The 24,939-nt window shown below is 47.7% G+C and carries 17 protein-coding genes and 1 pseudogene; 7 read left to right on the forward strand and 11 right to left on the reverse strand.

From position 1 onward, the window contains the following. Window positions 1-201 precede the first annotated feature (201 nt). Both gyrA and B153_RS0123640 read left to right on the forward strand, forming a co-directional pair. The gene (gene gyrA / locus B153_RS0123635; RefSeq protein ID WP_020599227.1) at window positions 202-2,724 is read left to right on the forward strand and encodes a DNA gyrase subunit A; all 2,523 of its coding nucleotides are present in this window, start codon (window positions 202-204) and stop codon (window positions 2,722-2,724) included. A gap of 152 nt (window positions 2,725-2,876) precedes the next feature. Then, window positions 2,877-4,319 carry a tetratricopeptide repeat protein gene (locus B153_RS0123640; protein WP_020599228.1) on the forward strand — a complete coding sequence of 481 codons (1,443 nt, stop codon included), beginning with the start codon at window positions 2,877-2,879 and terminating at the stop codon, window positions 4,317-4,319. Window positions 4,320-5,267: 948 nt separating this feature from the next. Here the strand turns inward: B153_RS0123640 and B153_RS0123645 are convergent. After that, window positions 5,268-5,795 carry a helix-turn-helix domain-containing protein gene (locus tag B153_RS0123645; RefSeq protein ID WP_020599229.1) on the reverse strand — a complete coding sequence of 176 codons (528 nt, stop codon included), beginning with the start codon at window positions 5,793-5,795 and terminating at the stop codon, window positions 5,268-5,270. Between the two features lie 207 nt (window positions 5,796-6,002). Continuing rightward, window positions 6,003-6,818: a 2,3,4,5-tetrahydropyridine-2,6-dicarboxylate N-succinyltransferase gene (locus B153_RS0123650; RefSeq protein ID WP_020599230.1), complete on the reverse strand. Its 816-nt coding sequence runs from the start codon at window positions 6,816-6,818 to the stop codon at window positions 6,003-6,005. A gap of 1,076 nt (window positions 6,819-7,894) precedes the next feature. On the opposite strand from B153_RS0123650, the gene gap reads away from it, so the two are divergent. Next, window positions 7,895-8,887, forward strand: a complete 993-nt coding sequence (gene gap, locus B153_RS0123655) for a type I glyceraldehyde-3-phosphate dehydrogenase (RefSeq protein ID WP_020599231.1) — start codon at window positions 7,895-7,897, stop codon at window positions 8,885-8,887. An 83-nt stretch (window positions 8,888-8,970) separates the two neighbouring features. On the opposite strand, the gene trmB is transcribed toward gap, so the two are convergent. The 4 genes from trmB to B153_RS0123675 all read right to left on the reverse strand — a co-directional run bounded on the left by trmB (window position 8,971) and on the right by B153_RS0123675 (window position 12,490). Next, window positions 8,971-9,642, reverse strand: a complete 672-nt coding sequence (gene trmB / locus B153_RS0123660) for a tRNA (guanosine(46)-N7)-methyltransferase TrmB (protein WP_026262395.1) — start codon at window positions 9,640-9,642, stop codon at window positions 8,971-8,973. Between the two features lie 157 nt (window positions 9,643-9,799). Then, a complete protein-coding gene (locus B153_RS0123665) occupies window positions 9,800-10,198 on the reverse strand; it encodes a hypothetical protein (protein WP_020599233.1) in 399 nt (132 codons plus the stop codon). A gap of 16 nt (window positions 10,199-10,214) precedes the next feature. After that, window positions 10,215-11,516, reverse strand: a complete 1,302-nt coding sequence (locus B153_RS0123670) for a bifunctional folylpolyglutamate synthase/dihydrofolate synthase (RefSeq protein ID WP_020599234.1) — start codon at window positions 11,514-11,516, stop codon at window positions 10,215-10,217. Next, window positions 11,516-12,490: a hypothetical protein gene (locus B153_RS0123675; protein ID WP_020599235.1), complete on the reverse strand. Its 975-nt coding sequence runs from the start codon at window positions 12,488-12,490 to the stop codon at window positions 11,516-11,518. The genes B153_RS0123670 and B153_RS0123675 overlap by 1 nt, the downstream gene beginning before the upstream one ends. 252 nt (window positions 12,491-12,742) lie before the next feature. Between B153_RS0123675 and menD the strand changes: the two genes are divergently transcribed. Next, window positions 12,743-14,488, forward strand: coding sequence for a 2-succinyl-5-enolpyruvyl-6-hydroxy-3-cyclohexene-1-carboxylic-acid synthase (gene menD / locus B153_RS0123680; protein ID WP_020599236.1), 1,746 nt, complete (start codon window positions 12,743-12,745; stop codon window positions 14,486-14,488). 43 nt (window positions 14,489-14,531) lie between these two features. Further along, window positions 14,532-15,059 carry a DinB family protein gene (locus B153_RS0123685; protein ID WP_020599237.1) on the forward strand — a complete coding sequence of 176 codons (528 nt, stop codon included), beginning with the start codon at window positions 14,532-14,534 and terminating at the stop codon, window positions 15,057-15,059. 174 nt (window positions 15,060-15,233) lie between these two features. Here B153_RS0123685 and B153_RS0123690 read toward each other — a convergent pair whose 3' ends face one another. Genes B153_RS0123690 through B153_RS0123700 form a run of 3 tightly spaced genes read right to left on the reverse strand, consistent with a single transcriptional unit; the run spans window position 15,234 to window position 22,035 of the window. Then, entirely contained in the window at window positions 15,234-16,718 is a 1,485-nt protein-coding gene (locus B153_RS0123690) for a sigma-54-dependent transcriptional regulator (protein WP_020599238.1), read from the reverse strand. Further along, window positions 16,708-19,665 carry a ligand-binding sensor domain-containing protein gene (locus tag B153_RS38595; RefSeq protein WP_020599239.1) on the reverse strand — a complete coding sequence of 986 codons (2,958 nt, stop codon included), beginning with the start codon at window positions 19,663-19,665 and terminating at the stop codon, window positions 16,708-16,710. Before B153_RS38595 ends, B153_RS0123690 begins: the two co-directional genes overlap by 11 nt. A 45-nt stretch (window positions 19,666-19,710) precedes the next feature. Further along, window positions 19,711-22,035: an ATP-binding protein gene (locus B153_RS0123700; RefSeq protein ID WP_020599240.1), complete on the reverse strand. Its 2,325-nt coding sequence runs from the start codon at window positions 22,033-22,035 to the stop codon at window positions 19,711-19,713. Window positions 22,036-22,407: 372 nt separating this feature from the next. Here B153_RS0123700 and B153_RS0123705 point away from each other — a divergent pair, with 372 nt between their 5' ends. Together B153_RS0123705 and B153_RS0123710 are read left to right on the forward strand one after the other, a co-directional pair. Further along, entirely contained in the window at window positions 22,408-22,941 is a 534-nt protein-coding gene (locus tag B153_RS0123705; protein WP_026262396.1) for a TetR/AcrR family transcriptional regulator, read from the forward strand. 198 nt (window positions 22,942-23,139) lie between these two features. Beyond that, entirely contained in the window at window positions 23,140-23,481 is a 342-nt protein-coding gene (locus B153_RS0123710; protein WP_020599242.1) for a hypothetical protein, read from the forward strand. Between the two features lie 259 nt (window positions 23,482-23,740). On the opposite strand, the gene B153_RS0123715 is transcribed toward B153_RS0123710, so the two are convergent. Then, window positions 23,741-24,523, reverse strand: coding sequence for a sugar phosphate nucleotidyltransferase (locus B153_RS0123715; protein ID WP_020599243.1), 783 nt, complete (start codon window positions 24,521-24,523; stop codon window positions 23,741-23,743). Window positions 24,524-24,689: 166 nt separating this feature from the next. Next, window positions 24,690-24,939: pseudogene (locus B153_RS0123725) on the reverse strand (IS5 family transposase); the annotation flags it as partial.

Here is a 24,939-nt window from a genome sequence, read left to right on the forward strand (position 1 = left end):
CAACTGGAAGATAAACGGGGTATGTCAATCGGTTTTATGGGTGGTCAGATGCGTGGAATCTTGCCGTTTTTAGCGCATTTTTGCCCATTTTTAGGGGTTTATTTCTGTTTTCTCCCGAAAATTTTGTATATTTGTCTATAACGCGGTTTGCAGCAATTGTGTAAGCCGGAATAGTAATTTTCTGCGAAACTCCTTTAACAAATGGCGGAAGAAAATCCCGACCTCGAATCCCCCAGTAACATCATTCCCATCAACATTGAGGACGAAATGCGCGGTGCCTATATCGATTATTCGATGTCGGTTATTATTTCCCGTGCCCTTCCCGATGTGCGTGACGGACTGAAGCCGGTACACCGCCGGGTGTTGTTCGGAATGGCTGAACTGGGTGTTAGTTACAACAAACCCCATAAAAAATCGGCCCGTATCGTTGGGGAAGTACTGGGGAAATACCACCCGCACGGCGATGCTTCCGTATACGATACCATGGTACGGATGGCGCAGGACTGGTCGCTCCGGTATCCGCTGGTCGATGGGCAGGGGAACTTTGGCTCTATTGATGGCGATTCACCGGCCGCTATGCGGTATACCGAAGCCCGGTTGAAACGGATTGCCGAAGAACTGCTGAACGACATTTATAAAGAAACGGTTGATTTTCAGCCGAATTTCGACGACTCGCTCGAAGAGCCGATGGTCTTGCCTGCCAAGCTGCCGAATCTGTTGCTCAACGGGTCGTCGGGGATTGCGGTGGGGATGGCTACCAATATGGCCCCCCATAACCTGACCGAAGTAGTTGATGGAATTATTGCCTACCTGGACAATTCGGACATCACGGTCGAAGAACTGATGCAGTATGTAAAAGCCCCTGATTTTCCGACGGGCGCCACCATCTACGGCATGGAAGGGGTAAAGTCCGCTTTCAAAACGGGTCGTGGGCGAGTCGTCATCCGGGCCAATGCGACCATCGAGGAAAACAAGGGTAAAACCCAGATCATCGTGACCGATGTGCCGTACATGGTCAACAAAGCGGTGATGCTCGAAAAAACGGCCGAACTGATCAATGAAAAGAAGATCGAAGGCATTACCGCTTTCCGGGACGAGTCGGACCGGGATGGATTGCGGGTCGTGTATGACCTGCGCAAAGATGCCATCCCCAATGTTGTCCTGAACAACCTCTATAAGCATACAGCCCTTCAATCGTCGTTCAGCATCAACAACGTGGCCCTTGTGAAAGGACGACCGATGCTGCTGAACCTGAAAGATATGATGAAGTACTACGTCGAACATCGATTCGATGTAGTCACCCGTCGGACCCAGTACGAACTCCGGGAAGCCGAAAAACGGGCACATATTCTGGAAGGACTGTTGATTGCACTGGATAATATCGATGCGGTCATCAACCTGATTCGCTCGTCGCGGGATCCGGAAATTGCCCGAACCGGTCTGATGGAGCAGTTCTCACTGAGTGATGTGCAGGCCAAAGCGATTCTGGAAATGCGTCTGCAACGGCTGACTGGCCTGGAGCGGGACAAGTTGCAGCAGGAGTACGATGAGCTGATGAAAGAGATTGCCGAATTGAAAGCAATCCTGGCCAGCGAAGAGCGTAAGCGGGAGGTAATCAAAGGGGAACTGGTGGATATCCGCGCCCGCTATGGCGATGAGCGCCGTACACAGATCAACCCGCTTGGCGATGGCAACATTAGCGATCTCTCGCTGATTGCCGATGAGGACATGGTCATTACCATTTCCCACGAGGGCTACATCAAGCGAACCCCAACCACCGAGTACCGATCGCAGGGACGCGGTGGCGTGGGGGCCAAGGCAGCCGTCACCAAAGAAGAGGATTTTACCGAACACCTCTTTACGGCTACCATGCACAACACCCTGATGGCGTTCACCCAGAAAGGCCGATTGTACTGGGTGCCTGTTCATGTACTGCCCGAAGGGTCAAGGATTTCAAAAGGACGGCCTTTGGCCAATTTTATCAATATCGAGTCGGATGATAAAGTGCGGGCGGTGATCAACGTGACCGACCTGAAGAACGAAGACTACATCAACAATAATTACATTGTGATGTGTACTCGGCAGGGAACGATCAAGAAGACTATGCTCGAAGCCTTCTCCCGCCCGCGTCAGAACGGTATCATTGCCATTACGATTGATGAAGATGACCAACTGATCGGGGTCTGTATGACCAACGGGGATAATGATATTGTGATTGCGTCGAGTGCCGGGAAAGCGGTTCGGTTCCACGAAAGTCGGGTTCGTCCGATGGGTCGTACGGCGGCCGGAGTTCGGGGGATTTCGCTGGATGAAGAAGATACAACCGATCATGTGGTCGGGATGGTATGCATCGACTCGCAGCAGGCTCAACTCCTGGTCGTATCCGAGAAAGGATACGGCAAACGTTCCGAAATCGATGAGTACCGCATTACCAACCGGGGCGCCAAAGGGGTAGGTACGCTGAAGGTCACCGAGAAGGTTGGTCGGCTGGTCGCGATTCTTGACGTGGAAGATGCCGACGATCTGATGATCATTAATAAATCGGGGATTGCCATTCGGACCCCGGTAGCCGAGATCAGTGTTATAGGCCGAAACACCCAGGGTGTCCGGCTGATTAGTCTGCGCGATGGGGACGAAATCTCGTCAGTAACCAAAATTAAGCAGGAAGAGGTTGAGGACGATAGTGCCGGTGCCACTGATTCTGAAATGCCTGTGAGCGAATAACGACGGATAAGTACGTCAAAAAGAGTAAATTGAGCCGCCTGTATTGATGTGATAATCAAACAGGCGGCTCAAACAATTTAGAACCTGTCATGCTTATACAGACAGATTCCGTAATTTCGTTTCTGAAATAATAACACAACCCCGATTTACACATGAAACAAGTTCTGGTAATTCTCCTCGCGTGCAGCCTGACATCGGTAGGCGTTCGCGCCCAGCAGGGCAATGCCGTTGATGCAGCTATGCTGGATAACCTTAAAAAAGAGAAGGAAAAAAGTGACAAGGATATAACCGATGCTAAAGCAGGAGCGAAGGCCAGCACCTGGATGGATCGTGCAAAAACGTATCAGAATATTGCGGCAGGTGGCAACATTAAAATCGATTCGGCGGCAGCCACAACCGCTTATGAAGCGTACAAAAAAGTAATTGAGCTGGACAAGGACAAAAAGGGTGGTCCTGGAAAACTAGCGAAGGAAGCGGAGGAGGCACTGAAAAGCCCGAACCTGTACAGTGCTTTTATGCAGCAGGGGGTAGCTAAGTTCCAGTCTAAGAATTTCCCGGATGCGATCAAGGCGATGTCGATGGCGGGAGAGATCAATCCAAAAGATACGCTGGCTCCTTTATACACCGCTATTGCCGCTCAGCAGGTAAAGGATAATGCAACGGCCAAAACCCAACTGGAAAAGTATATTGCCGGAGGTGGGAAAGATGCGGCCATCTATGGATCGCTGGCCATGTTGTATAGTGCCGATAACGAAGTGGATAAGGCGATAGCAGCATTGGACAAAGGGATTGCCCTGGCTCCAGCCAATAAGGACCTGGCCAATGAAAAGATCAACATCATGTTGCGTACCAACCGCATGGATGAAGCCATTGCCAGCATGAAGCAGATGATCGAGAAAGATCCAAATAACGTCCAGAATCTGGTCAATCTGTCGATTGTATACAACAACATCGGTCGCAAAGCGGACGAGGATGCCAAGAAGCTGGAGGGAACAACCAAAAAATCAGGGAACAGTGCCAAGCAATTAGCCGATGCGAAAAGTATTGTGGATGCATATAATGCTGAAATAACCCGGTTAACGGCGGCCATCAAGAAGTCACCCAAGCCTGAGTTGAAACGGCAATTAGCCGACGTGCAGAGTAAACTGGCTGCGCAGAAAACGGAAGTGACCCGTCTGGAAGGTGAGGCAAAAGAAGCCGCTGCCAATGCCGCTGCTAATGCAGGGAATGAAAGCAAGCTGGCAGAGCTTAAGAAGGTAGTAGCTGACAATAAAGCGCTGGAAAAACAATACCTTGAAAAAGCTCTGGCTGTCGATGCGAATAACTACGACGCTAATTTCAACATGGCGGTCTGGTTGTTCAATGATGCGGTAAACCTGAAAAATACCGTTGATAAAATGGACATGGCTGAGTACAATAAAAACGGTAAAGAAATGGATGGCCGGGTCTGTGGCAAATTCAGAGCTGCGCTTCCATATTTCCAGAAAGCCAAGTCGATTAAAGACGAAGCTGAGGTAACAGAAAACCTGACGAATACAGAAAATATTCTGAAGCAGTATGAAGAGAAAAAGATTACCTGCATCGAAAGCAAGTAATCGGATAGGGTCGGTAGAAAAGCTGCCGACCCTATTTAAAGCTATTTTTACTTAACATAATATAAATTATACAACAAAAGAAGCTCTTTAATCCACACACTTATCAACACGTTATCCACGTGGAACAGTAAAGTATTGCTTTACAAGGAGTTAGGTTAATACTAGCAAAAAAAAGGTCGTTTCGAGCGTAGAAAGGGGTTTTTTATCCAAGCCTATCTTATAATCGATGCTAAATCTGATCCATAATTGAATCGAATAAAAGCGATGAAGAGGCTAATCAATTATTCCTCTGGCTTCAATAAATCGTTAACAGCCGCAAGCCAAGCCAGTGCTTGGCTAAAACATAAAATGGCAACCAACTAGTTAGTAGCTATGTAGTAAAATCTAAGAAGCCGATCATTAAGAGCAATTGACCTGGCACGAACTCTAACAAATTAGAAACTCAATAGCAACAAATGATGAGCGACAAATGATGTTGGTTTTGGTTTCTTTCCATGAACACTGACGCTGGTGTCCGGTACCTAGACTGATGAGGTCGTTGTTAATTATAGTACTGAAAATACCTGGTTAAACCTGCTCGTAAGTCATTCCCGGTTTGGTAATTTGGCAAATAAACATCCGCCCTTCGGCCCGGGTAGATAGTATCCAAAGCTCGCCCTTTACTCTCCCAACTGATGACGATCTCATGCCCTATTAATGTAGATTGGCCGATGATCGACTGCATTGCTGGATTGGTTAGCCAATGGCCTAATTGAGGCCGCCATACCGGCCAAAAAGAATCAATTAGTAATTAGCGACTGATTGACGAGAATTTGTACAAGGATCGCAACAAGGTGGAGCGGGACTTCAACAAGCAAAAGCAACACCGGCGAGTCGTAACTCGCTATGAGATGACAGCGATCAGTTTGGTTGGGTTCATTTATCTGGCCTCTGTCTTGTCAACACACCCTAAGCGGAAGGAGTATATTCTCGGAATGATCCGTCCGTATAAAAGATCAGTATCCGTTCTACTTTCTTATCGGACGCCACAGACATGGGTGTATTAGATTCCGTAACTGAACCAGGATTTGACAGGTCGGCTACTGGAGTGGAAGGTCCAGCGTGATTAACGGGGGGAATCTCATTGCGTTGAGTACGGACGGATGGCTGGCTGTTATAGGAATAAAAAGCTGGTTGACCAGTGACGGGGCGCTCAGTAGCTGGCCTGACTTGATTCCCATTTCGATTCCCATAGGTAGAGGACATGGGTGTGGGTGCCGATCCATAGGCCTCCTCCTCCATGATCCATTCATAGCCAAGTTCAGGAAAGCGACGAATTATTTTTTGGATAATGTCAAAGCTGGGACGGTTTCTACCAGAAAGGATATGAGAAATACTAGATCGCTGAACACCAATCTCATCGGCAAAATAAGATGGGGTTAGGTTCTTATCGATAAGGATCTGTTTAATCTTGTCATTTATGCTCATATCGCTCATTGGGTATACCCTAGTTGAATGCTGTAACGTGTTACAAATATATTATTAAATAAGTAATAACCTGATTGTAATTGATATTTTACAAAAATAAAGCCGCACTATAAGTGCGGCTTTTGTCAATTTGATTTATGTAAATAATTGTTAAATGTTAACTATGTTTACATTGGCTTTTGTTTATTGTAATTAACAAGAAACAAATTTACCAATCTATACAGAAACATTATTCTCACGCAACGCATCGTTCAGCGAAGTTTTTAAATCAGTGGATGGCTTACGCTGACCAATGATAATCGCGCAGGGAACGTGGAAATCTCCAGCCGGAAACTTTTTAGTATAACTGCCTGGAATCACTACAGAATTAGCAGGAACGAATCCTTTATATTCTATCGGGCTATCCCCTGTTACGTCAATGATCTTCGATGAACCAGTAATGGTAACACCTGCTCCTAAAACAGCCTGTTTACCAATATGAGCCCCTTCTACGACGATACATCGGGAACCGATAAAAGCACCATCCTCAATAATAACTGGTGCAGCCTGGGGCGGCTCCAGTACGCCACCAATACCAACTCCCCCACTGAGATGAACATCTTTCCCAATTTGAGCACAACTTCCTACAGTTGCCCAAGTGTCGACCATTGTCCGTTCATCTACGTAGGCACCAATATTTACGTATGAAGGCATCAGTATAACACCCGGTGCCTGATAAGATCCATAGCGGGCTACAGCAGGTGGAACAACCCGTACTTTAGCTTCGGCAAAATTCGTCTTTAACGGAATCTTGTCATTAAAGGCAAAAATACCTACTTCCTGAGGAGCCATTTGCTGACTAATAAAGTAGAGTAAAATGGCCTTTTTGACCCACTCATTTACCGTCCATTCTTCTCCCTCGGCTTTAGGTGGAGCGGCTACTCGTAACTCCCCCCTATCTAATTTTTTTATTACCTCCCGAATAAGGTCGGTTGATTCCGGATTAGCTAATAGCTCACGATTAGCCCATATACGTTCAATTTCAGCAGTCATTAAATAAAGTAATTGTTTATTAATAGGGTTATAAATAACTGATATACAGTTTTTTATGAAACAAGACCAAATATTATATTGTCTTACATCAATAATACAAAGGCTATATCTTCTCTGAATTCAAAGGTAAGAAGAAGGCGTGTATAGTTGAAACATATACCCAAATTTTTTCAATGAGTATGGTTTCAGCCAAGCACCTGCTTGGCCTTTGGATGCTGCATATAATAACTATTATATTAGCGATATTCATATATAGCCAAGCAATAGCTTGGCTGAAACACGAATACCATTATACTGTTTTACCACCTCTATAAAGGAACTTTGACACTGTATTACAGATAACAGTCGCTATGACATTAGAGGTAAGAAAATATCTATTTCATTAAATAATCTACAATATTCATGCCGTAGAAGGAATTGTGGTTAGCAGGAATCAATTTAAAAGGTATTTGCTGATGAGCTTGTACTGATAAAGTAATGTAGACAGTGTAGGCTTTTGAATCTTTAACAGGGATATGATGGTTACTGGGTTTATACCACTTTAAAAAGATGTTAGGAGAATTTGTTTGTCTAACAAATAAAACTTTTCGAGAAAATAGAGTAATCCAGTGATCGAGATAACACATATTTTAAAAGACGACAGTATTTCTGTATCTACGTGCTAAAATAATTTTTAAGAAGCTGATGAATGGGTTATTAGTATAACGCTTTAAGCTTCTCTCCTATCTTTAAATACTAATTACTTATTATAAAGGCCTTATGGAACTTATTTAGTAATTAGTATAGTATTTACTAATATATTTAGCAACAATTGAAGAAATTACAAAATATTTTAGTAAAATAATAGTATTATACTACCTGTTTTGGCAAAATAAGCACGTTTAACTAGAAAAAATGGCATAATGCTAATAATAATACTAATTTTTTAACAAATTATAGGGTTTTGCTAAAATATTCCTTTAAAAATACTAAATATCTTTACTAATGATTGTCCTTTGCTTCACTTATCTCCTTCTAGCTATCGGCATATTAAATCAGTATATTTGGCCCCGAAAACAAACCAATTTTCTCTGTACATGAAAAAAATACGCGTTGCTATTAATGGCTTCGGTCGTATCGGACGGTTATCGTTCAGACGGCTTCTGGAAAAGGAAAACATCGAAGTTGTCGCTATTAACGATTTAACTGATAATGCGACCCTGGCCCATCTGCTAAAATATGATTCCGTCCATGGAAAATTCACGGGTGAAGTCTCTTCCGATAGTGAAAGCTTAACAGTAAACGGACAGCGTATTCATGCGTATGCCGAACGGGATCCTAAAAATCTCCCCTGGAACGAACTAGAAATCGATGTCGTACTCGAATCGACCGGGCGGTTCGTCGATGAGGCCGGAGCCGGTATGCACTTACAGGCGGGGGCTAAAAAAGTTGTTATTTCCGCTCCTGCCAAAGGGAATATACCCACCGTAGTATTAGGGGTTAATGATGACACCCTGACAGGTAGTGAAACAATCATTTCGAACGCTTCGTGTACCACAAACTGCCTGGCTCCAATGGCTAAAGTACTCGATGATGTATTTGGCATCGAAAAAGGGTACATGACCACCATTCACGCCTACACCGCTGACCAAAACTTACAGGATGCTCCCCATTCTGATTTGCGTCGGGCTCGGGCAGCAGCCCTCTCTATCGTACCAACCTCTACTGGTGCGGCTAAAGCGGTAGGGCTGGTATTGCCTCAATTAAAAGGTAAGCTAGATGGAAATGCTCTTCGGGTACCCACCCCAGATGGCTCGCTCACTGACCTAACGGTTATTTTGAAAAAGGCAGCTACCATTGAGGAAATTAATAATGCGATCAAAGAAGCATCGGAAACCTCACTAAAGGGAATTCTAGAATATACGACCGATCAAATCGTTTCGATCGACATCGTTGGGAATCCTCACTCCTGCATTTTTGATTCGAAATTAACGGCTGTAAATGGTAACCTTGCAAAGGTTGTTGGCTGGTACGACAATGAGTACGGTTACTCTAGCCGGGTGGCCGATTTAATGGAGAAGCTATTTTAATATTGTAAATCAAGCTCACATAATTGACATTTATAAACTTCACCGCTTGTTTACATTTGTCTAACTTGTAAAATAGGGTGCGATTACATACGTGAATCGCACCCTATTTTACATTGTAAATAGTTAATTGTAAATCCTTTATTGTAAAACAATTCCTCATACTTTGTCTTTATACCCATGTGAATTTCGTTGAGTGGTGAATTGTAAAGGTCAGTTGTAAATTGTAAATCAATAGCTCCGCTTTCTTTAACCTGCTCTAAACTATACGCGAATAATTCTGGATTATCCGTTTTTAAATGCAAGGTCCCACCAGGAGTTAAAAGTTGTTTATACATCGCTAAAAAACGCGGATGCGTCAGGCGATGCTTCTCTTGTTTAGGCCGGGGTTGTGGATCAGGAAATGTGATCCAGATTTCAGCTACCTCACCTGCGGCAAAAAATTCCTGCAGAAAATTTATATCGGTTCGTAGAAATGCGACATTCGATAAACCCAGCAGTTGGGCAGCTTTCGAACCACGCGCGATCCGATCCCCTTTAATATCTACCCCGATAAAATTGGTTGTCGGAAAAGCCTGCCCCAACCCTACCGTATACTCTCCCTTGCCACAGGCCAGTTCCAACACAATGGGATGATCATTGCCAAAATATTCCGATCGCCAGTTTCCACGAATCGTTTTATAGAGTGTTTTTCCAGCTTCAATTACATTTGAACTTTCGGCATTTTGTATAAACCGATGCGTTTTTCGTCGTGTCACAGAACTAAAAAAATTAAGGCCGCCAAAGCAGCCATTGATTGAAATAAAATACAGTAGTATGTGGACTGGAAAATCCAGCAAAAGCAGGGTGAATCTTAGTAAAAACAACACATGCTGTAGTACGCAGCGTACAGATTCTCCCCGGTTAAATAAGAGCTTACAGCTTAGCTTCTGGGTAAACTTTTTTATGCTGAGTAACCAGAGTAGAATATTGTTGAGGGGTGAGGATCGACTTATAGGCAAGCACCTTCTCATTCTCTACCCCAACGGCTAAGGTACGCAGTCGGGCCTGGTTCATGCCCGTTGCCTTCAACTGCTTAACCCCGTTATTAAATTTAACCACCGCAGCGGTAATAATTTCTTTGGCTTTGGGTAGTTGCTGATCGGTTAATTTCAGCCGTTGTTTATCGGCCTTGATAACCGATTTGATGATCATGCCGACTGTGGCGCCGTTATTAAGAAACACGAATTTTTCGTTCTCAACAGCGGGCGTCTGGGCAAAAAGGTTGGTCGAGAGAATCAACCAAAGCATTAGCAAAACAGCAATGGATTTCATAAGCAAAAACAGTTCTTTAGCAAAACGATCCTAGATCGGTCAATTCGGCAATGGTATAGTTGCTTCCTGTAATCAGGATAAGGTCCCCACCGGACGATTCCTGCAGGGCGGCCGCCAGGGCCAGATTCACATCGGCATACGCTTTACCTACTCGCCCAACCGCAGCCGCTTCACTCTGTAGCACCTCAGCTGACAGGGACCGGGGTGTATGAGCCTGACAAAAATAATAGACGGCTGACGGAGGTAAAACCGCCAGAACTTTCTCCCGGTCTTTATCCGCCACTACCCCAATCACGATCCGTAATGTATCGAACGGGAAACTCCGAATCGTTTCAAACAGGGCTTCCAGTCCAGGCTGATTATGGGCAGTATCGGCAATAACCCGGGGCTGCTCACGTATGGTTTGAAACCGCCCCTTTAATCCGGTCAGTTCTGTGACCGCCCGAAGGGCTTTCTGGATGGCGTCAACGGATACGGGCCATTCAGCTTGCAGCGTCGAAACGGCGGCTAACGCCGTCGGCAGATTACGCAACTGGTAAGCCCCCAGTAAATCCAGGGTATAGACTTCCGGGCGTTCGTCGCTTGAAGTCCGTACGGCTACCCGTCGATACCCCTGCAGAATCCCAAGATCAGTTATCACATATTCCTGATCGGCAAATACCAGGGGGGCTTGTTGCTGACGAGCGGTTTGGGTGAACACAGACTCCGTATCGGGATGGGTCTCCCCAATCACGACAGGTACACCCGGTTTAATAATTCCCGCTTTTTCTCCGGCAATCTGGGGTAATGTATCCCCCAGAATATCCGTGTGGTCGTACCCAATGTTGGTGATGACCGACACCCGTGGGGTAATCACATTCGTTGAATCGAGCCGTCCACCCAGGCCGACTTCGATAATCGCCAGATCGACCTGCTGCCGAGCGAAATAAGCAAAGGCCATGGCCACGGTCACCTCGAAAAACGAGGGTTCAATGGATTCAATCAACGCCTGATTCTGCGCAACGAACCTGGCTACTTCAGCGTCTGGAATGGGTTGCCCGTTGATCCGGATGCGCTCGGTGAACGATTGCAGATGGGGAGACGTGTATAAACCAACCCGGTAACCCGCCGACTGGTAAATAGCCGCCAGCATGTGCGACGTACTGCCTTTGCCGTTGGTACCCCCAACGTGTATACTCCGAAACTGCTGATGCGGATTGCCGAGGGCTTCGCAAAGGGCCAGGGTATTACCCAGACCGGGTTTAAGGGCTTTGGGACCGATCCGGTGAAAAACCGGGAGCCGACTATACAAGTAGTCGATCGCTTCCGTGTACTGCATTAATCTCTTGCCTTAATGATAAAGGTAATGGTTCCGGTCGAGGTGGGGGGCGTAGAGCCTCCCTTGGGCCGTAACCGGAGCCGTTGAACGGCTTTCCGATACTGCTCGGCTACCGATGGGCTTACGGTCGATTGCTGTTGCTGCACCCGGATGATTTCGCCATCACCATCGACGGTAATTTTGAATACGATCTTTCCGGTTTCGTCCGAATCGTCGTTGACTGCCGGCCGACTGGCCATCGCCCATCCGGATACATCGAAAGCCACGCCGGTTGCTGCTCCACCTGGAGTGCCGTAAAATTCTTTGGCGTTGATCTTTCCGTTTGGATTCCCCTTATCCCCTACACCGCTGGCGTCGTCACCATTGTTGTTACCGCCCGTTCCGGCTGCTTTACCAACCGTACCGTTCGACCCACCACCATTCGATCCACCGCCACCGGACGATTTTTTAAACAGCGCATCCGTATTGATGGTCTCTACTTTTTTTGCGGGAGCTGGTGGAACCGGCCGTTCTACCGGGGCCGTATTCTTCGGACTTTCCACTCGTTTGGGTTCGGGCCGCTCTGGGGTCGTAACCGGACTTTCGGCTTTACTGACAATTAGGGGTTTCTCTGTAGCGGTCTTTGCCGGTTTAGCCTCCTCCACCTTAGGACTTGGGGTAGCCTTTACTTTTTCAATAGGCGGGGTTGGATTGATTTTAGGCGGTCCGACGGTTCGGTTCGGGCGTTTCTCGGCCGGCTTCACATCCTCCTCCCTCGGCGAATCCGACGCTTTATTGTAGGTTTGAATCCGCCCGCTGCCCCGCGCATCGGTACCAAAATTCACTTCCACGAACTGAATGGGGGGCGGGTTCGGGATGGTCTGCGTAAGCTTCACCAGCAGGAGCAGGATGATCAGCAGGACGTTGATCACAACGGCTCCGGCTAGGGATTTGACCCGAATTTCGTCTTCGTTTTCGAATGTAATGCGGTTCATGGCTAACTTGTTGGGCTAATTCGGGATCTGATCGGTTCAGATGCGTTACAACCTCATGTGTGGGTTTATAACGCAGAAACCAAGCACATCGTTTATGCAAGATGAATCTGTAGGTTGTAAACAGAACAAAGTAACATAAATTCTCCGATACAAAGCCCGTCAGGACATCTGCTTTCCATGTATGTTTGTAATTCGGGGGGATAAACCCTCATTTTGTGTCGACAGTCCATTTCTGTAAATCATTCGTGTACCATGCCCGTCCTTCAACCCATCGTCAACATCGCTGAACTGCTCCATCAAAAAGGGATTTCCGATGTTGTCGTTTCGCCGGGCTCCCGTTCCGCTCCGTTAACCCTGGCCGTTGCCCGGCACCCCCAGTTGCAGGTTCGGGTCATGGCCGACGAACGTTCGGCGGGATTCGTCGCTCTGGGGATTGCCCAGCAGACTCGTAATCCGGTAGCCGTGATCTGTACCTCAGGCAGTGCCGTCTATAACCTCGCCCCCGCCGTCGCCGAAGCGTTTTTTCAACAGGTCCCCCTCCTGCTCCTTACGGCCGACCGGCCACACGAATGGCTGCATCAGCAGGATGGTCAAACGATCGATCAGATCGGGATTTTCGGCAATCAGGTAAAACGAAGCTATGACCTTCCCGCCGATTATACTCATTCGGATGCCCGCTGGGCCATTGAACGATCGCTCAACGAAGCCATCACCCTCTGCCGGCTGGAACCGGCCGGGCCGGTTCATATCAATGTCCCGCTGCGGGAACCCTTTTACCCAAAAGCGGACGAATCATTCACCTTTGAGCGGGTACGGCGTATTGAGACGTTACCAGCCACACCCACCCTGGCCCCCGACACCTGGCATCGGTTACAGCAAGAGTGGGAACAAAGTAGCCGAATTTTGATAGCGGTGGGCCAATTCCCCTACACGCCCGCTTTAGGGTCGATTCTGAATCGGATTACTGACGAATGGGGAATACCCGTAGTTGGCGAGATCATCAGCAACCTGCACGCCAACGGTGCTTTCATCACCCATACCGATACGATGATGGCGAGTCTGGATGAGCAGCAGGCCAATGCACTCCGTCCGGATCTGCTCATTACCCTCGGCGGTTCGTTTCTGACCCGAAACCTGAAAACCTTTTTTCGAACCTATCCTGCTCACAGACACTGGCATATTCAACTGACAATTGATCGGATTACCGATGCCTTTCAGAGCCTGACAACCCTTATTCCCAGTGACCCAATAGCTTTTCTGGAAAAATTATTCGCGGATCTTGATTACCAGCGGTTCTTACAGGGGGATGATGATGACGACGAGCGGCCGTTTTTAAACCAATGGCAGGCACACGACCGACAGGCTGCCAGATACGTACAACACATGCTGGCTCAACCCGATCAACCCCTAACCGACTGGTCGGCCGTGCAAACCGTGCTGGAGCAACTCCCCCGGAATTCAGGCCTCCACCTGGCCAATAGCATGCCTGTACGCTATGCCAATCTTTGTGGTCTGACCGAACAACAGGCCATCCAGGTATCGGCCAACCGGGGCGTAAGCGGCATTGACGGGTGCCTGAGTACGGCCTTAGGGGCTGCTCTCAAAACTGACCAGATCGTTACCCTGCTCATTGGCGATGTTGCCTTTTTTTACGACCGAAACGCCCTCTGGTCGGCCACTATTCCCACCAACCTGCGGATTATCCTTCTTAATAATGACAGCGGGCACATCTTTCGCATTATCGACGGTCCCAGCCGACAACCCGAGCTGGAAACGTATTTCGAGACGCCCCATGGATACACGGCCCGGAATACGGCTGCCGACGCTGGACTCCTTTACGAACAGGTCGATACCCGGGAACGGTTAGCATCGCTCCTACCCGATTTTTTCAGCATGGGTCATCAGGCAAAACTGCTGGAAATTGCAACGGATAAGCAGGCCAATCAGGCGCAGTTCATAACGTACAAGAATCAGCTTGCCAGTAAACTAAAACTGTAGTTATAGTTAAAATATAAATTCCCCTCTTCGAAAGTTTGTTATCATGTACATCCCTCAAGACCGTCGGTATCCCATCGGCCCATTCAATCCGCAAGACCACTACTCCTCTGATGACCTGAACACGATTCTGGCGCGCATAGACGACAGTCCTGCCCAATATAGGGCCCTTGCCGCTACCCTCAGCCCCGACGACCTATCCAAAACGTATCGGGAAGGAAGCTGGACCGTACAGCAATTGATCCATCACGTAGCCGATATTCAATGCCTGCATTTTTTTCGGATGAAAAAGGCGTTGACCGAATCGGACTATACAACCGTAACCCTGATCGATATGGATGCCTGGGTAAACACCCCGGACGCCACCACAGCCCCCATCGACGATTCGATACGGTTGCTCGAAGGTATCACTCCGCGCTATGTACGGCTGGGTCAATCGTTGACGGATGCACAACGGGCTATTCAGTATTACCATCCAATCCGTCAGTATTGGGTGAATCAGGCCCAGGCACTCGCCATGTCGGCCTGGCACCTTGAGCATCACCTCGCTCATATCCGGCTGGCGCTGGATTAACGGCCTATACAACTGGAGCGATCAGCACCGCCCCGCCCTGGCAGGATGATGAACCTGACTTGGTCAGTGACCACGGCTTAACCAAATGATTTTGACCCGCATCCAAACGTAGTAGGCGCTTTACGTAGGCACTAAATACAACTGGTAATTTTAACCGCAACGGAAAAAGCTAGTTCATGGAGTCCGACTGATACCTAATTTCTTCATTTTCGATTCGAGCGTTGTAGGAATCACATCCAGAATGGCCGCTGCTCCATTTTTGCCACTTACTTTCCAACGGGTCATTTCCAGAATCGACAGGATATGCATCCGTTCGCATTCTTCCAGGGTCACAGGACCTATTTTCTTGTCGAGCGTGGTCCGGCGCGTGAGCCAGTCACCTAGTTCGAGTTTGCGGCCCGACGAAATAATGAGCGACCGCTCAACGATGTTTTCCAGCTCGCGAATGTTGCCCGGCCAGTTATACGACATCAGGGCATCGATCACATCCTGACTGATGATGTCAATTCGGCGACCAATACCAGGGCCGTGTTTGGCGCAGAAATGCTGCACCAGCAGGGGAATATCTTCTTTTCGGTCGCGTAGAGGCAAGCTCTGGATCGGAAATACGTTCAGTCGGTAAAACAAGTCCTCCCGAAAGCGCCCTTCCAGGATTTCTTTTTCCAGGTCCCGGTTGGTAGCGGCAATAACCCGAACATTTACTTTCAGCGTTTTGCTGCCCCCCACCCGTTCAAACTCACCTTCCTGCAATACCCGGAGCAGCTTTGCCTGAAGTTCGATGGGCATTTCGCCAATCTCGTCCAGAAAAATAGTACCGCCATCGGCCAGCTCGAACCGACCAATCTTCTGACCCGTTGCGCCCGTAAATGCCCCTTTCTCGTGCCCAAACAACTCACTTTCGATCAGGGTAGCGGGCAGCACAGCGCAATTGATCTTGACCAGCGACCGATTCCGCCTACCGCTCAGGTTGTGTACGGCACGGGCCAGTAACTCCTTGCCCGTTCCCGACTCGCCCAGAATCAGCACAGATGTGTTGGTCGGGGCTACCTGCTCCACCTGTCGCAGCACTTTCCGAAATGGTTTGCACTGGGTAACAATTTCCTCAAAATTACTGCTCGATTTAATCTCTTCCCGCAGGTAGGTATTCTCAGCCTGAAGTTGATTCGTAAGCTGTTCTACTTCGGCCAGAGCTTTGGACAGGGCTTCGGTTCGTTCGGCCACACGTTGCTCAAGGCGTTGGTTCGCTTCCAGCAACTCCAGGCGCAACCGGCGAATACTCAGGTGCGTATGAATGCGCGAAAGAACCTCCTGAAGCTGGAAAGGCTTGGTAATGTAGTCGACAGCGCCCATATTGAAGCCATTGACCTTGTCGATAGTTTCGGACAGGGCCGTCATGAATATGACAGGTACATCGCGGGTTTGGGGGTCAAACTTTAACCGTCGGCAGGTTTCAAACCCATCCATACCGGGCATCATCACATCCAGCAGGACAAGATCAGGCTGGGCATAGCGTATCTGTTCGATAGCACTTTTACCATCCCGTTCTACCAGTACTTTATACCCATGGCTGCTCAGGGTTTCGAAAAGGATACTAATGTTGTTGGGTGTATCGTCAACAATCAGAATATTGGCAGGTATACGGTCAGACTCATTTATCATCGGTTTCCAGGCAAGTTTTAAGGTACAGTCGGATTTGCTTTGTGTCAAATACATTAGCCATGGCTCGAACTTTTCGGGCAAACGGGGCATACGCCGGATCAAGGTCTTCGATCAGCCGGAGTTGGGTCATAATTCCCTGAATATCGCCCGTCATGGCCAGACTGTGCAGTGTTTGTAAATAAGCACCGGGCGGTAACAGGCAGGGTTCATCGAGCTTACTCTTACCTACTAGATCAAGCGAAGATGGCTCAGTACTATTGTTCCATGTTGCATTCTCCAGCCCTTCGACGTGGGTAATCGTCAAGAGTTTATTGATCAGGGTCAGCAGATTTGCGCCACTTTCCTGAATCACCCGAACGCCTTTTTGCTGGCTTTCATTCAGAGATGTGTCCTGTTGCAGCAGTTGCGCAAAACCCAGAATTCCGTTGAGCGGTGTGCGAAGTTCGTGGCTCATATTGGCCAGAAATTCGCTTTTGGCCCGACTGGCCGTTTCGGCGGTTTCTTTGGCAGCCCTCAAATCAACGGCCTGACGTTCAAGGGCTTCGTTTTGCTGGACCACCTGAACCGTTCGGGCCTGTACCAATAGTTCGAGTTTTGTTTTTTCGTTGGCCAGGTGGCGCGTGTAGAACCGAATAATCCCGATAATACTCAGGGCAGCAGTAAAGATATAGATCAGATAAGCCAGTTTCGTCTGATACCAGGGAGGCAACACCACAAACACATAGGCGCTTTCCCGACTGAATTGCCCATAGGGATTCCGTGCCCGTACGAAAAACGTGTACATGCCAGCTGGTAAGTTGGTGTATTCTTTTTTTGTTTCTTTTGTCCATTTCGACCAGTTTGTATCGTCCATCATCAGGCCATGCCCCATCAACCGATACTGATAGTCATTACCCCCTTCCCCTACGTAACTACCGGCAGCAAACTGAAAGGCGATAGCCCGGTCGGTATAGATGAGTTGAATGCCGGATTTTGGAGTTACTAAGGGCAAAAGGGAGTCGGACTGCGTAAGGCGGATACTTCGTAAAATGGTTCCAAACGTTGTTGAGGGTTGTTTGTGGTCGCCCTTGTAACGGTATAAAGCCTCGTCGTTGCCGATCCAGACCGTACCATTCGCTTCGGGTAAAATGGCAAATCCACTTCGCTGAATCGGCAACAGACTCAAACTGTCGTAGGCAAACGCTCCATTGCCCCGATGCCGCAAAACGCCCAGTGGATTGGCAAACCAGAAGGTACGCTGCCGGTCCTGCGCCAAAATGGGTGATCCGGCTTTGGGACTGCGAAAGAGCGGAGCAAACCGGGCATCTTCGTCGAACCGGTCGGCACGGGCCGAATAGCGATAGATCCGGTTTTTGGTCGTAAAAAAAAGCCCATCCGGCGTTGAGATGACGTAATTCCAGACGAGCAGATCTAATCCTTTCGCTCGTCCATAATGCCGAATAGGTGCATTTAACCGAATACCGTCCGACAGATCGACGTAAAAAAAGCCCTGAAGGTGCGTACCAATCCAGAGATTGCCTTTCTCATCGGGAACAATAGACCAGCATTCGCCCGAAATGCCTTGCAGCTTGCCTACCCATTTCCAGATGCCGCGTTGATAGCGTAAGACATTGACCCCATCGAACATGGCCGCAAACACAACCGTTGTATCGACCTTTGACCGCGTCAGAGCATAGGCCATCCCCCCCGGAATAGCCACCGTTTGCTGCAAAATTCCATCCCGAACCAGCAATACCGCATCCATTGATCCGACCAGCAAATCCTGCCGAAACGAGAGCATATCCCAGCAGGGCGATTCTGAGCCACGTATGTTCCGAAACAAGCCGGTTTGTTTATCCAGATACGCCAGCCCCGAATTGGTGCCCACATAGAGTTGCTGCTGGTGTCGATAGATATCCCAGACTGTAGCCCGGATGTTCTGATTCTCGCCAAAGCGGGAGATGGGATTATTGATTTCCAGTTTGTCGATTCCATTGGCCAGCCCGGCCCAAAGCGTTTGCTGATGGTCAATAAACAGGCTATGAACCCGATTTTTTGTCAGCCCCATTTGCTCATCGATACGCTGGACGAGTCGCCCGCTGGCGTCCAGAATTCGGATACCTCCCCGCAGGCTGGCAATGGCGTAGTGGAAGGTTCCGGTGACCGAATCGGTCACCGCAATAGCCTGAGAAATATCACTTTGCCGAAGCCAGTTAGCCTCTGCCGTACTCAATTGCGTAATTGATGTAGGAACGGGGTATTTATGCAAAAACGAAGCGTCGTAAATCCAAAGTCCGTGTTGCTGGGTTACCAGAAGTAATTTCTGGTGTTGGTAGGGCAGAATAGCTTGAATCGGCCTGGTCGCCAGCGATGCTCCACCAGGTACGAGCGTACATAGTCCAGTGGCGTCCAGTTGCACCAGGCCAATACCCTCATCCTGAACCAGCAGCGTTCGTTGGGCATAATGCGCCAGCCTGAACTGCCGTTTGGGATACCATACCCGCATCGGTTGGTGCGGTCGATACCGGATAATTTTCTCGAACGTGCAGAAATAGACCCCGTCGGGTGTGCAATACAATCGCCATACAGGGGCTACGTGTCGATCCAAAGTGGGGAGAAGACTCGCTAACGATACATACTGCATTCGACCGGTTGGAGTAGCTTTCAGATAGCCGAAATCCGATTGAGTCCCTACGTAAACTGTACCCTTCTGGTCGACATCCAACGACCTGACCGTCAGTCCCGGCACCTCAATAAGTTGCCAGGATGCTCCATCGTATTCGAGCAGCCCATTGTAATTGCTAACGTAAAGAATACCCCGCTTATCCTGAACGATGGCTCGGTTTTCGGGGTGTGTCTGATAGTCTTTAGGACTAAAATGCGCCATCAATGGGCTACCCATTTCCTGTCCGATGGCAGGCAGACTCATTAGCAAGCCGACGACATAAGGCAGCAATTTACAGTTCATGGCTTAACGATTGAGTAGGTGATGTCAGGAAGAAGAGGAAGGTAGTCAAGCGGATAAACTGTCTTTCAAATAGTCGCGCATGCGTTTCATATCGAACTGACGGGCCATGTCCCGAATAATCTGAATAAAGTCGTCCCATGCAGGCGTGGTGGTAGCTATGGTATCCAGTCGACTCAATACTCCCTGAATGTCGCCCGTTAAGGCGGTGGCATACAGATCCTCGAGCAAATGGATGGGAGGCCGTTGGACTAAACTGGTTGGGTTGCCATGGCTACCTGGATGTTTTGCCGAAGGAGCTTCGGTATCTATGGCCGGAAAATAGGTCCAGGTTAGTTTGAGCTGGAACTGAATCACACTCAGTAGTTCATCTACGTTGACGGGTTTGGGCAGAAAATCGTCGCCCCCCGCATCCAGGCTGACCTGCTGGCTATTGAGGACACTGGCCGACAGAACAACAATTTTTACGTCCGAAAAAACGGCATCCCGCCGAAATTGCCGAACGGCCTCAAAGCCATCCATGTGAGGCATCACCAGATCCATCAGTACCAGATTGGGTAAGGTTTCGTGGGCTCGCTTCAGCGCAACGGCGCCATTTTCGGCTTCAATCGTTCGAAAACCCAGTGGTTCCAGCAGGTTTGACAGCAACGATCGGTTTTCCCAATGATCGTCCACAATCAGAATGGTTCGCCGATGACCCTCGTAGCCGTTAATCTGCTGCGGTGCCCGGCGCTCCAGATTCAACCGACGCGATACAACAACGGCCGGTAGCGGAACCGTTACCCGAAAGGAGCTGCCTTCGCCCGGTGTGCTAATGACCCGGAGCGTGCCCTGCAAGAGCGAAATGAGTTTCTCGGTTATGGTGAGGCCTAAGCCTGTTCCTTCCACAAACCGACTTTCTGCCCGAACCTGCTGAAAAGGCAGAAAAATCAGGTCCAGTTTATCGGGCGGGATGCCAATGCCGGTATCATCGACCTGAAACGTTAACTGATCATTGGGCTGTGGAATCACTTTCAGCGATACCCCCCCCCGGTCGGTAAATTTGACCGCATTGCCCAGCAGATTGATGAGCACCTGCCGCAGTTTTCGCTCATCACCAACCACCATTTCGGGAAGGCTGGCCGGCGCCTGGAAATAAAACGACAGATTCTTCTGTTCGGCCTTCACCCGAATCAGGCTGGTAATGTTGGTTACGAGTTCGTTCAGACTGAACGGTTTGTGGTCGACCTCTAGTTTCTGGGCCTCTATTTTCGACAGGTCCAGCACATCATTGATCAGTAGCAGCAGGTTTTCGGCACAGTTATGAATAATGCTGATGCCGTGCTGCTGTTGGGTAGTTAACGTCCGGTCGCGCTGAAAGAGCTGTGTATATCCCAGAATTCCGTTTAGCGGTGTTCGGAGTTCATGGCTCATATTGGCCAGAAACTCACTTTTGGCCCGGTTAGCCATCTCGGCGGCATCGCGGGCCTTCAGGTATTCCCGGGTTCGTTCAATAACGGTTGCTTCGAGTTGCTCCTGCGTCTGGCGAAGCTTTTCTTCGGCCACTTTTCGCTCAATTTCGGCACCCGACCGCGAGGCAAAAATGCGCAGTATGCTCAGGTACTTCTGCTGACTCAGGAGAGGCCGATGGTCTGAAATGGCAATGTGCCCAATAACCTGCCGGTCCCGGTCATAAATGGGCACGCCCACGTAGGACTGGATGCCCACACCCTGAGCAAAATTCAGCTCAACATCGTAGGGATAATAAAAATCGCGGCCCTGCATCACAATGCTGCAGGGTGTACCGGCCAGGTCGTACTCGATGTTTTCGTGGAGTTGCTCAAACTCTCCAAAAGCCAGCGTGCGTAGGCGCGTTTTTTCGACGTTCGCACATTCGGTGACGAGCGCAAACCGAACCTTAAGCGTTGTTGTGATGTGCTGTACCAGGCTGTGGAAAAAATCCATACCCGTTACGCCTGCTGTGCCCTCTGAAATGAGCCGCAGGGTTTCGTCGAGTTGGCTGCGCTCGGTCACATCGCGCAGAAAACAGCATAAGTACTGCTCGTTTTCGAAATAAATAAAATTGATGCCCACTTCTGCGTGCAGGATACTCCCGTCTTGCCGACGCATCCGGGTCTCGAACGTCTGGGTCTGTACGCTTTCCAGCGATTGCCATAGGCTGGCAAATTGGTCGGCACTATAGTCGATGCCAAAATCGGGAAATGTGAGCTTGCTGAGTTCGTCGATCGAATAGTTAAGCAATAACCCAGCCGCTTTATTGGCCCTATGTACCTGCCCCCGCTGGTCGATGAGCATAATGGCTTCCAGGGCCTCCTCAACCGTAAAGTGTGAGAGGTGTAAGGTTTTTTCGTCTGTGCTCACACGGTCTGCCATGACCGAATTGGATTGGGGTTTTAGAAATTTACTACAAAAATTCGGGTAACAGCCCTCAGCAAAGTCTCTCAATTTCCGTTCCGTTTATGGACATGGGGCCGATCAGAGGCTTCAGGTGGTAGGACGAGCGTTTTTTTATGAAAAATGTAAAAAAGTAGGCGATTTACAGCCCAACAAAGTCACGAAATATCCGAACAATCACGAAATATCGTGACTTTGACACGCTCTCCCTCTGGTGGCCCTTGAAAGTTTTACCGTATAGGTAGGTTAGCTAGCAAATTGTTTGGGGTGTGACTTCTGACAAAGGCGCTATACATTTGAAGCAGTCCCTATAAAGGGCCGTTTGCCGTAATTTTGAAAATGCAAAGTAAAATGACCGAAGCAAAAGAAATCTGGATAAAGGCAGGCTATGAAGTTTTTGCCATTTCGGGCGACAAAGGGCTTAAAGTCGAGACATTGGCCAGGAAGCTGACAATAAGCAAATCGTCTTTTTACCACCATTTTGCAGAGATGGAAATCTTCATTGACCATTTGCTGGCTTATCACTTAACGCAATCCGTAATCGTTGCAGAAAAAGAGGGGAAAGCTGAAAAAATAAACCCCGATTTGATTGCGATCTTGGTGGAACATAAAATCGACTTACTCTTTAACAGGCAGCTTCGCATTAAACAGGATCGTGATTCCTATAAAAAAACGCTGACAAAATCGAACGAAGTTATTGGCCAGGGGTTTGTAGAACTTTGGGCGAAAGACCTAAACGTAACCCTCACGCAGAAACAACTGGAAGGCCTATTTGTGTTGGCCCTGGAGAACTTCTTTCTTCAAATTAATTACGACAATTTGAACGCTGAATGGCTGGCGCAGTATTTCGACAATTTGAAGAAAATAGCCCAACGCTTCGACTAAGCATTGTACGGTAGCGTCTAAAATACAACCAATTGTGTGCTTACGTTTGCGAAAAGTTTTGATAATGACGCAAAAAGCTCATAAGACCTACTTAAAAAATAACGGCCAATCCATCCAATGTATTTATCAACATCCTTGTACTGCTGATTGCCGTAGGGCCTCTCTGGAAACCGGCAAATTCTTAATTTAAAACTGACTATGCAGAATACGAATTTCCTGAAAGGCTTACTTATAGCCCAAACCGTACTGTTGCTGATTTACACAGTTTTAACCTTGAAAGACCACGGTTCCGATATATTGGGCTTGTTTCTGTCCGACATTCAGGCTGTCAACTGGAACGGACAATTTAACCTCGATTTCAGTTGCTATCTATTATTGTCAGGGTTGTGGATTATGTGGCGAAACAAATTTGCAACCCCTTCCCTTGTGCTGGCTCTGGTAGCGGCCATTATCGGTATCATGCTTTTTGCCCCTTATCTCTTATACCTCATTGTTACAGAAAAGGGCAATCTGAAAAACGTATTACTCGGAACCAGATAAGTGATCTCAACCGAGACCTTTATCATAGAGGGCTAAAGTGCAAGACTTAATGTATCGAATAATGGTAAGAGTGAAGCCGGCTGAGACTGCTCGCAGAAGCGTGGCACAGCTAAGAATTAAAGCTGATTTTTAGTTACTTGTATTAGTCGTGTCACGCTTCTGCGAGCAGTCTCAGCCGTCAGGATAAATAGTATTTTGGCAAAATGTCTTATCGAACTTTTGTAGACTAAATCAAATTAGTTTGGGGAAATGTGATATGCTATTTGCTCAAAGGACTATCAGATAATGTATACTTATCAGAATAAGTCTTTGCTTGCAAAGTGTGAGTGGATAATTTCTGGGCCTTCAGAAGCGTTTCTTTCGTTCCAATATCTACCCAATATCCTTCATTGAGAGGGCCACTTATTATCTTGTATTTCATTTTTAAAGCCAATTGAATTAACTCCCACCCTTCTGTTGGCACTTTCGATGGAAGTAGCTTTATTACAGATTGATTGAAGAGATAAATACCAGCGTTTGTTTGTATTAAATATCTAGGTTTTTCAACTAAATCTGTTATTTCTCCGTCATGATTAATCATAAGAACTCCCCATGGAATTTCTATTTGGCTTTCATACGTTAACACAGTCATGTCCGCTTCTTTTGAAAAGAAATCTGATACAAATTCATATAGGTTAAAATTCGTAAAAATATCACCATTGATAACTAGAAAATTTTCATACTCCCAATCATTTTTTAATGACAATGCCCCAATACTTCCCATGGGTTTCGTTTCCTGAATGTATTTTATAGATGCTCCCCATTTACTACCATCACCTAAAAAATCAATAATCTGTTCTGAAAAATGCCCTACTGATATATAAATAGTATAAAATTCAAATGATACTAAATGTTCAACCAAATGGAGTATAACAGGCTTTCCAGCCACCTCTAATAATGACTTATGGGTATGTGCCGTTAGCGACTGTAAACGAGTTCCTTTTCCTCCAGCCATTATTATCACGTTGACTGGCAATGAGCATTTATGCTGAATTCTATTCATCTTTAGTTACGATTTTTTAGAAAATCTTTAATCGTTTCACATACCCTTATCAGTTCTACTTCGGTTATCGAAGTAGAACTAGGGGCCATAATTCCATTACTAGCTATGTAGTTAGCGTTATTAGTCTCACTAATAAAAATAGCGTCTCTAAGAGTATGTTGGGAAATCATCTTTGGCAATAAGTCTCGATTCGTTGTAACATGATCTGGCTATTGGCCAGATACAGCCAACTGACCGAAGAAGATGCTGTATGCTCATAGTCTTTGACGATTCTCCGAAAATAGTTCGTCCAGGCAATGCTTCGTTCCACTACCCATCGTTTGGCCACCGGTACAAAACCTTGGGCTGATTCAGGCCGCGACGCTTTCTCAAAATCGATACTCCAACGGTCAAGCTCTTGAGCAAACACGCCGTTG

Origin of the sequence: Spirosoma panaciterrae DSM 21099 (genome assembly GCF_000374025.1) — a bacterium.
Classification (GTDB): Bacteria; Bacteroidota; Bacteroidia; order Cytophagales; family Spirosomataceae; genus Spirosoma; species Spirosoma panaciterrae.

Bases quoted from the DNA above. Each gene is read 5' to 3' on its own strand.
- gyrA (WP_020599227.1), top strand. From the start codon at position 202: ATGGCGGAAGAAAATCCCGACCTCGAATCCCCCAGTAACATCATTCCC.
- B153_RS0123640 (WP_020599228.1), top strand. From the start codon at position 2,877: ATGAAACAAGTTCTGGTAATTCTCCTCGCGTGCAGCCTGACATCGGTA.
- B153_RS0123645 (WP_020599229.1), bottom strand. From the start codon at position 5,795: ATGAGCGATATGAGCATAAATGACAAGATTAAACAGATCCTTATCGAT.
- B153_RS0123650 (WP_020599230.1), bottom strand. From the start codon at position 6,818: ATGACTGCTGAAATTGAACGTATATGGGCTAATCGTGAGCTATTAGCT.
- gap (WP_020599231.1), top strand. From the start codon at position 7,895: ATGAAAAAAATACGCGTTGCTATTAATGGCTTCGGTCGTATCGGACGG.
- B153_RS0123665 (WP_020599233.1), bottom strand. From the start codon at position 10,198: ATGAAATCCATTGCTGTTTTGCTAATGCTTTGGTTGATTCTCTCGACC.
- B153_RS0123670 (WP_020599234.1), bottom strand. From the start codon at position 11,516: ATGCAGTACACGGAAGCGATCGACTACTTGTATAGTCGGCTCCCGGTT.
- B153_RS0123675 (WP_020599235.1), bottom strand. From the start codon at position 12,490: ATGAACCGCATTACATTCGAAAACGAAGACGAAATTCGGGTCAAATCC.
- menD (WP_020599236.1), top strand. From the start codon at position 12,743: ATGCCCGTCCTTCAACCCATCGTCAACATCGCTGAACTGCTCCATCAA.
- B153_RS0123685 (WP_020599237.1), top strand. From the start codon at position 14,532: ATGTACATCCCTCAAGACCGTCGGTATCCCATCGGCCCATTCAATCCG.
- B153_RS0123690 (WP_020599238.1), bottom strand. From the start codon at position 16,718: ATGATAAATGAGTCTGACCGTATACCTGCCAATATTCTGATTGTTGAC.
- B153_RS38595 (WP_020599239.1), bottom strand. From the start codon at position 19,665: ATGAACTGTAAATTGCTGCCTTATGTCGTCGGCTTGCTAATGAGTCTG.
- B153_RS0123700 (WP_020599240.1), bottom strand. From the start codon at position 22,035: ATGGCAGACCGTGTGAGCACAGACGAAAAAACCTTACACCTCTCACAC.
- B153_RS0123705 (WP_026262396.1), top strand. From the start codon at position 22,408: ATGACCGAAGCAAAAGAAATCTGGATAAAGGCAGGCTATGAAGTTTTT.
- B153_RS0123710 (WP_020599242.1), top strand. From the start codon at position 23,140: ATGCAGAATACGAATTTCCTGAAAGGCTTACTTATAGCCCAAACCGTA.
- B153_RS0123715 (WP_020599243.1), bottom strand. From the start codon at position 24,523: ATGAATAGAATTCAGCATAAATGCTCATTGCCAGTCAACGTGATAATA.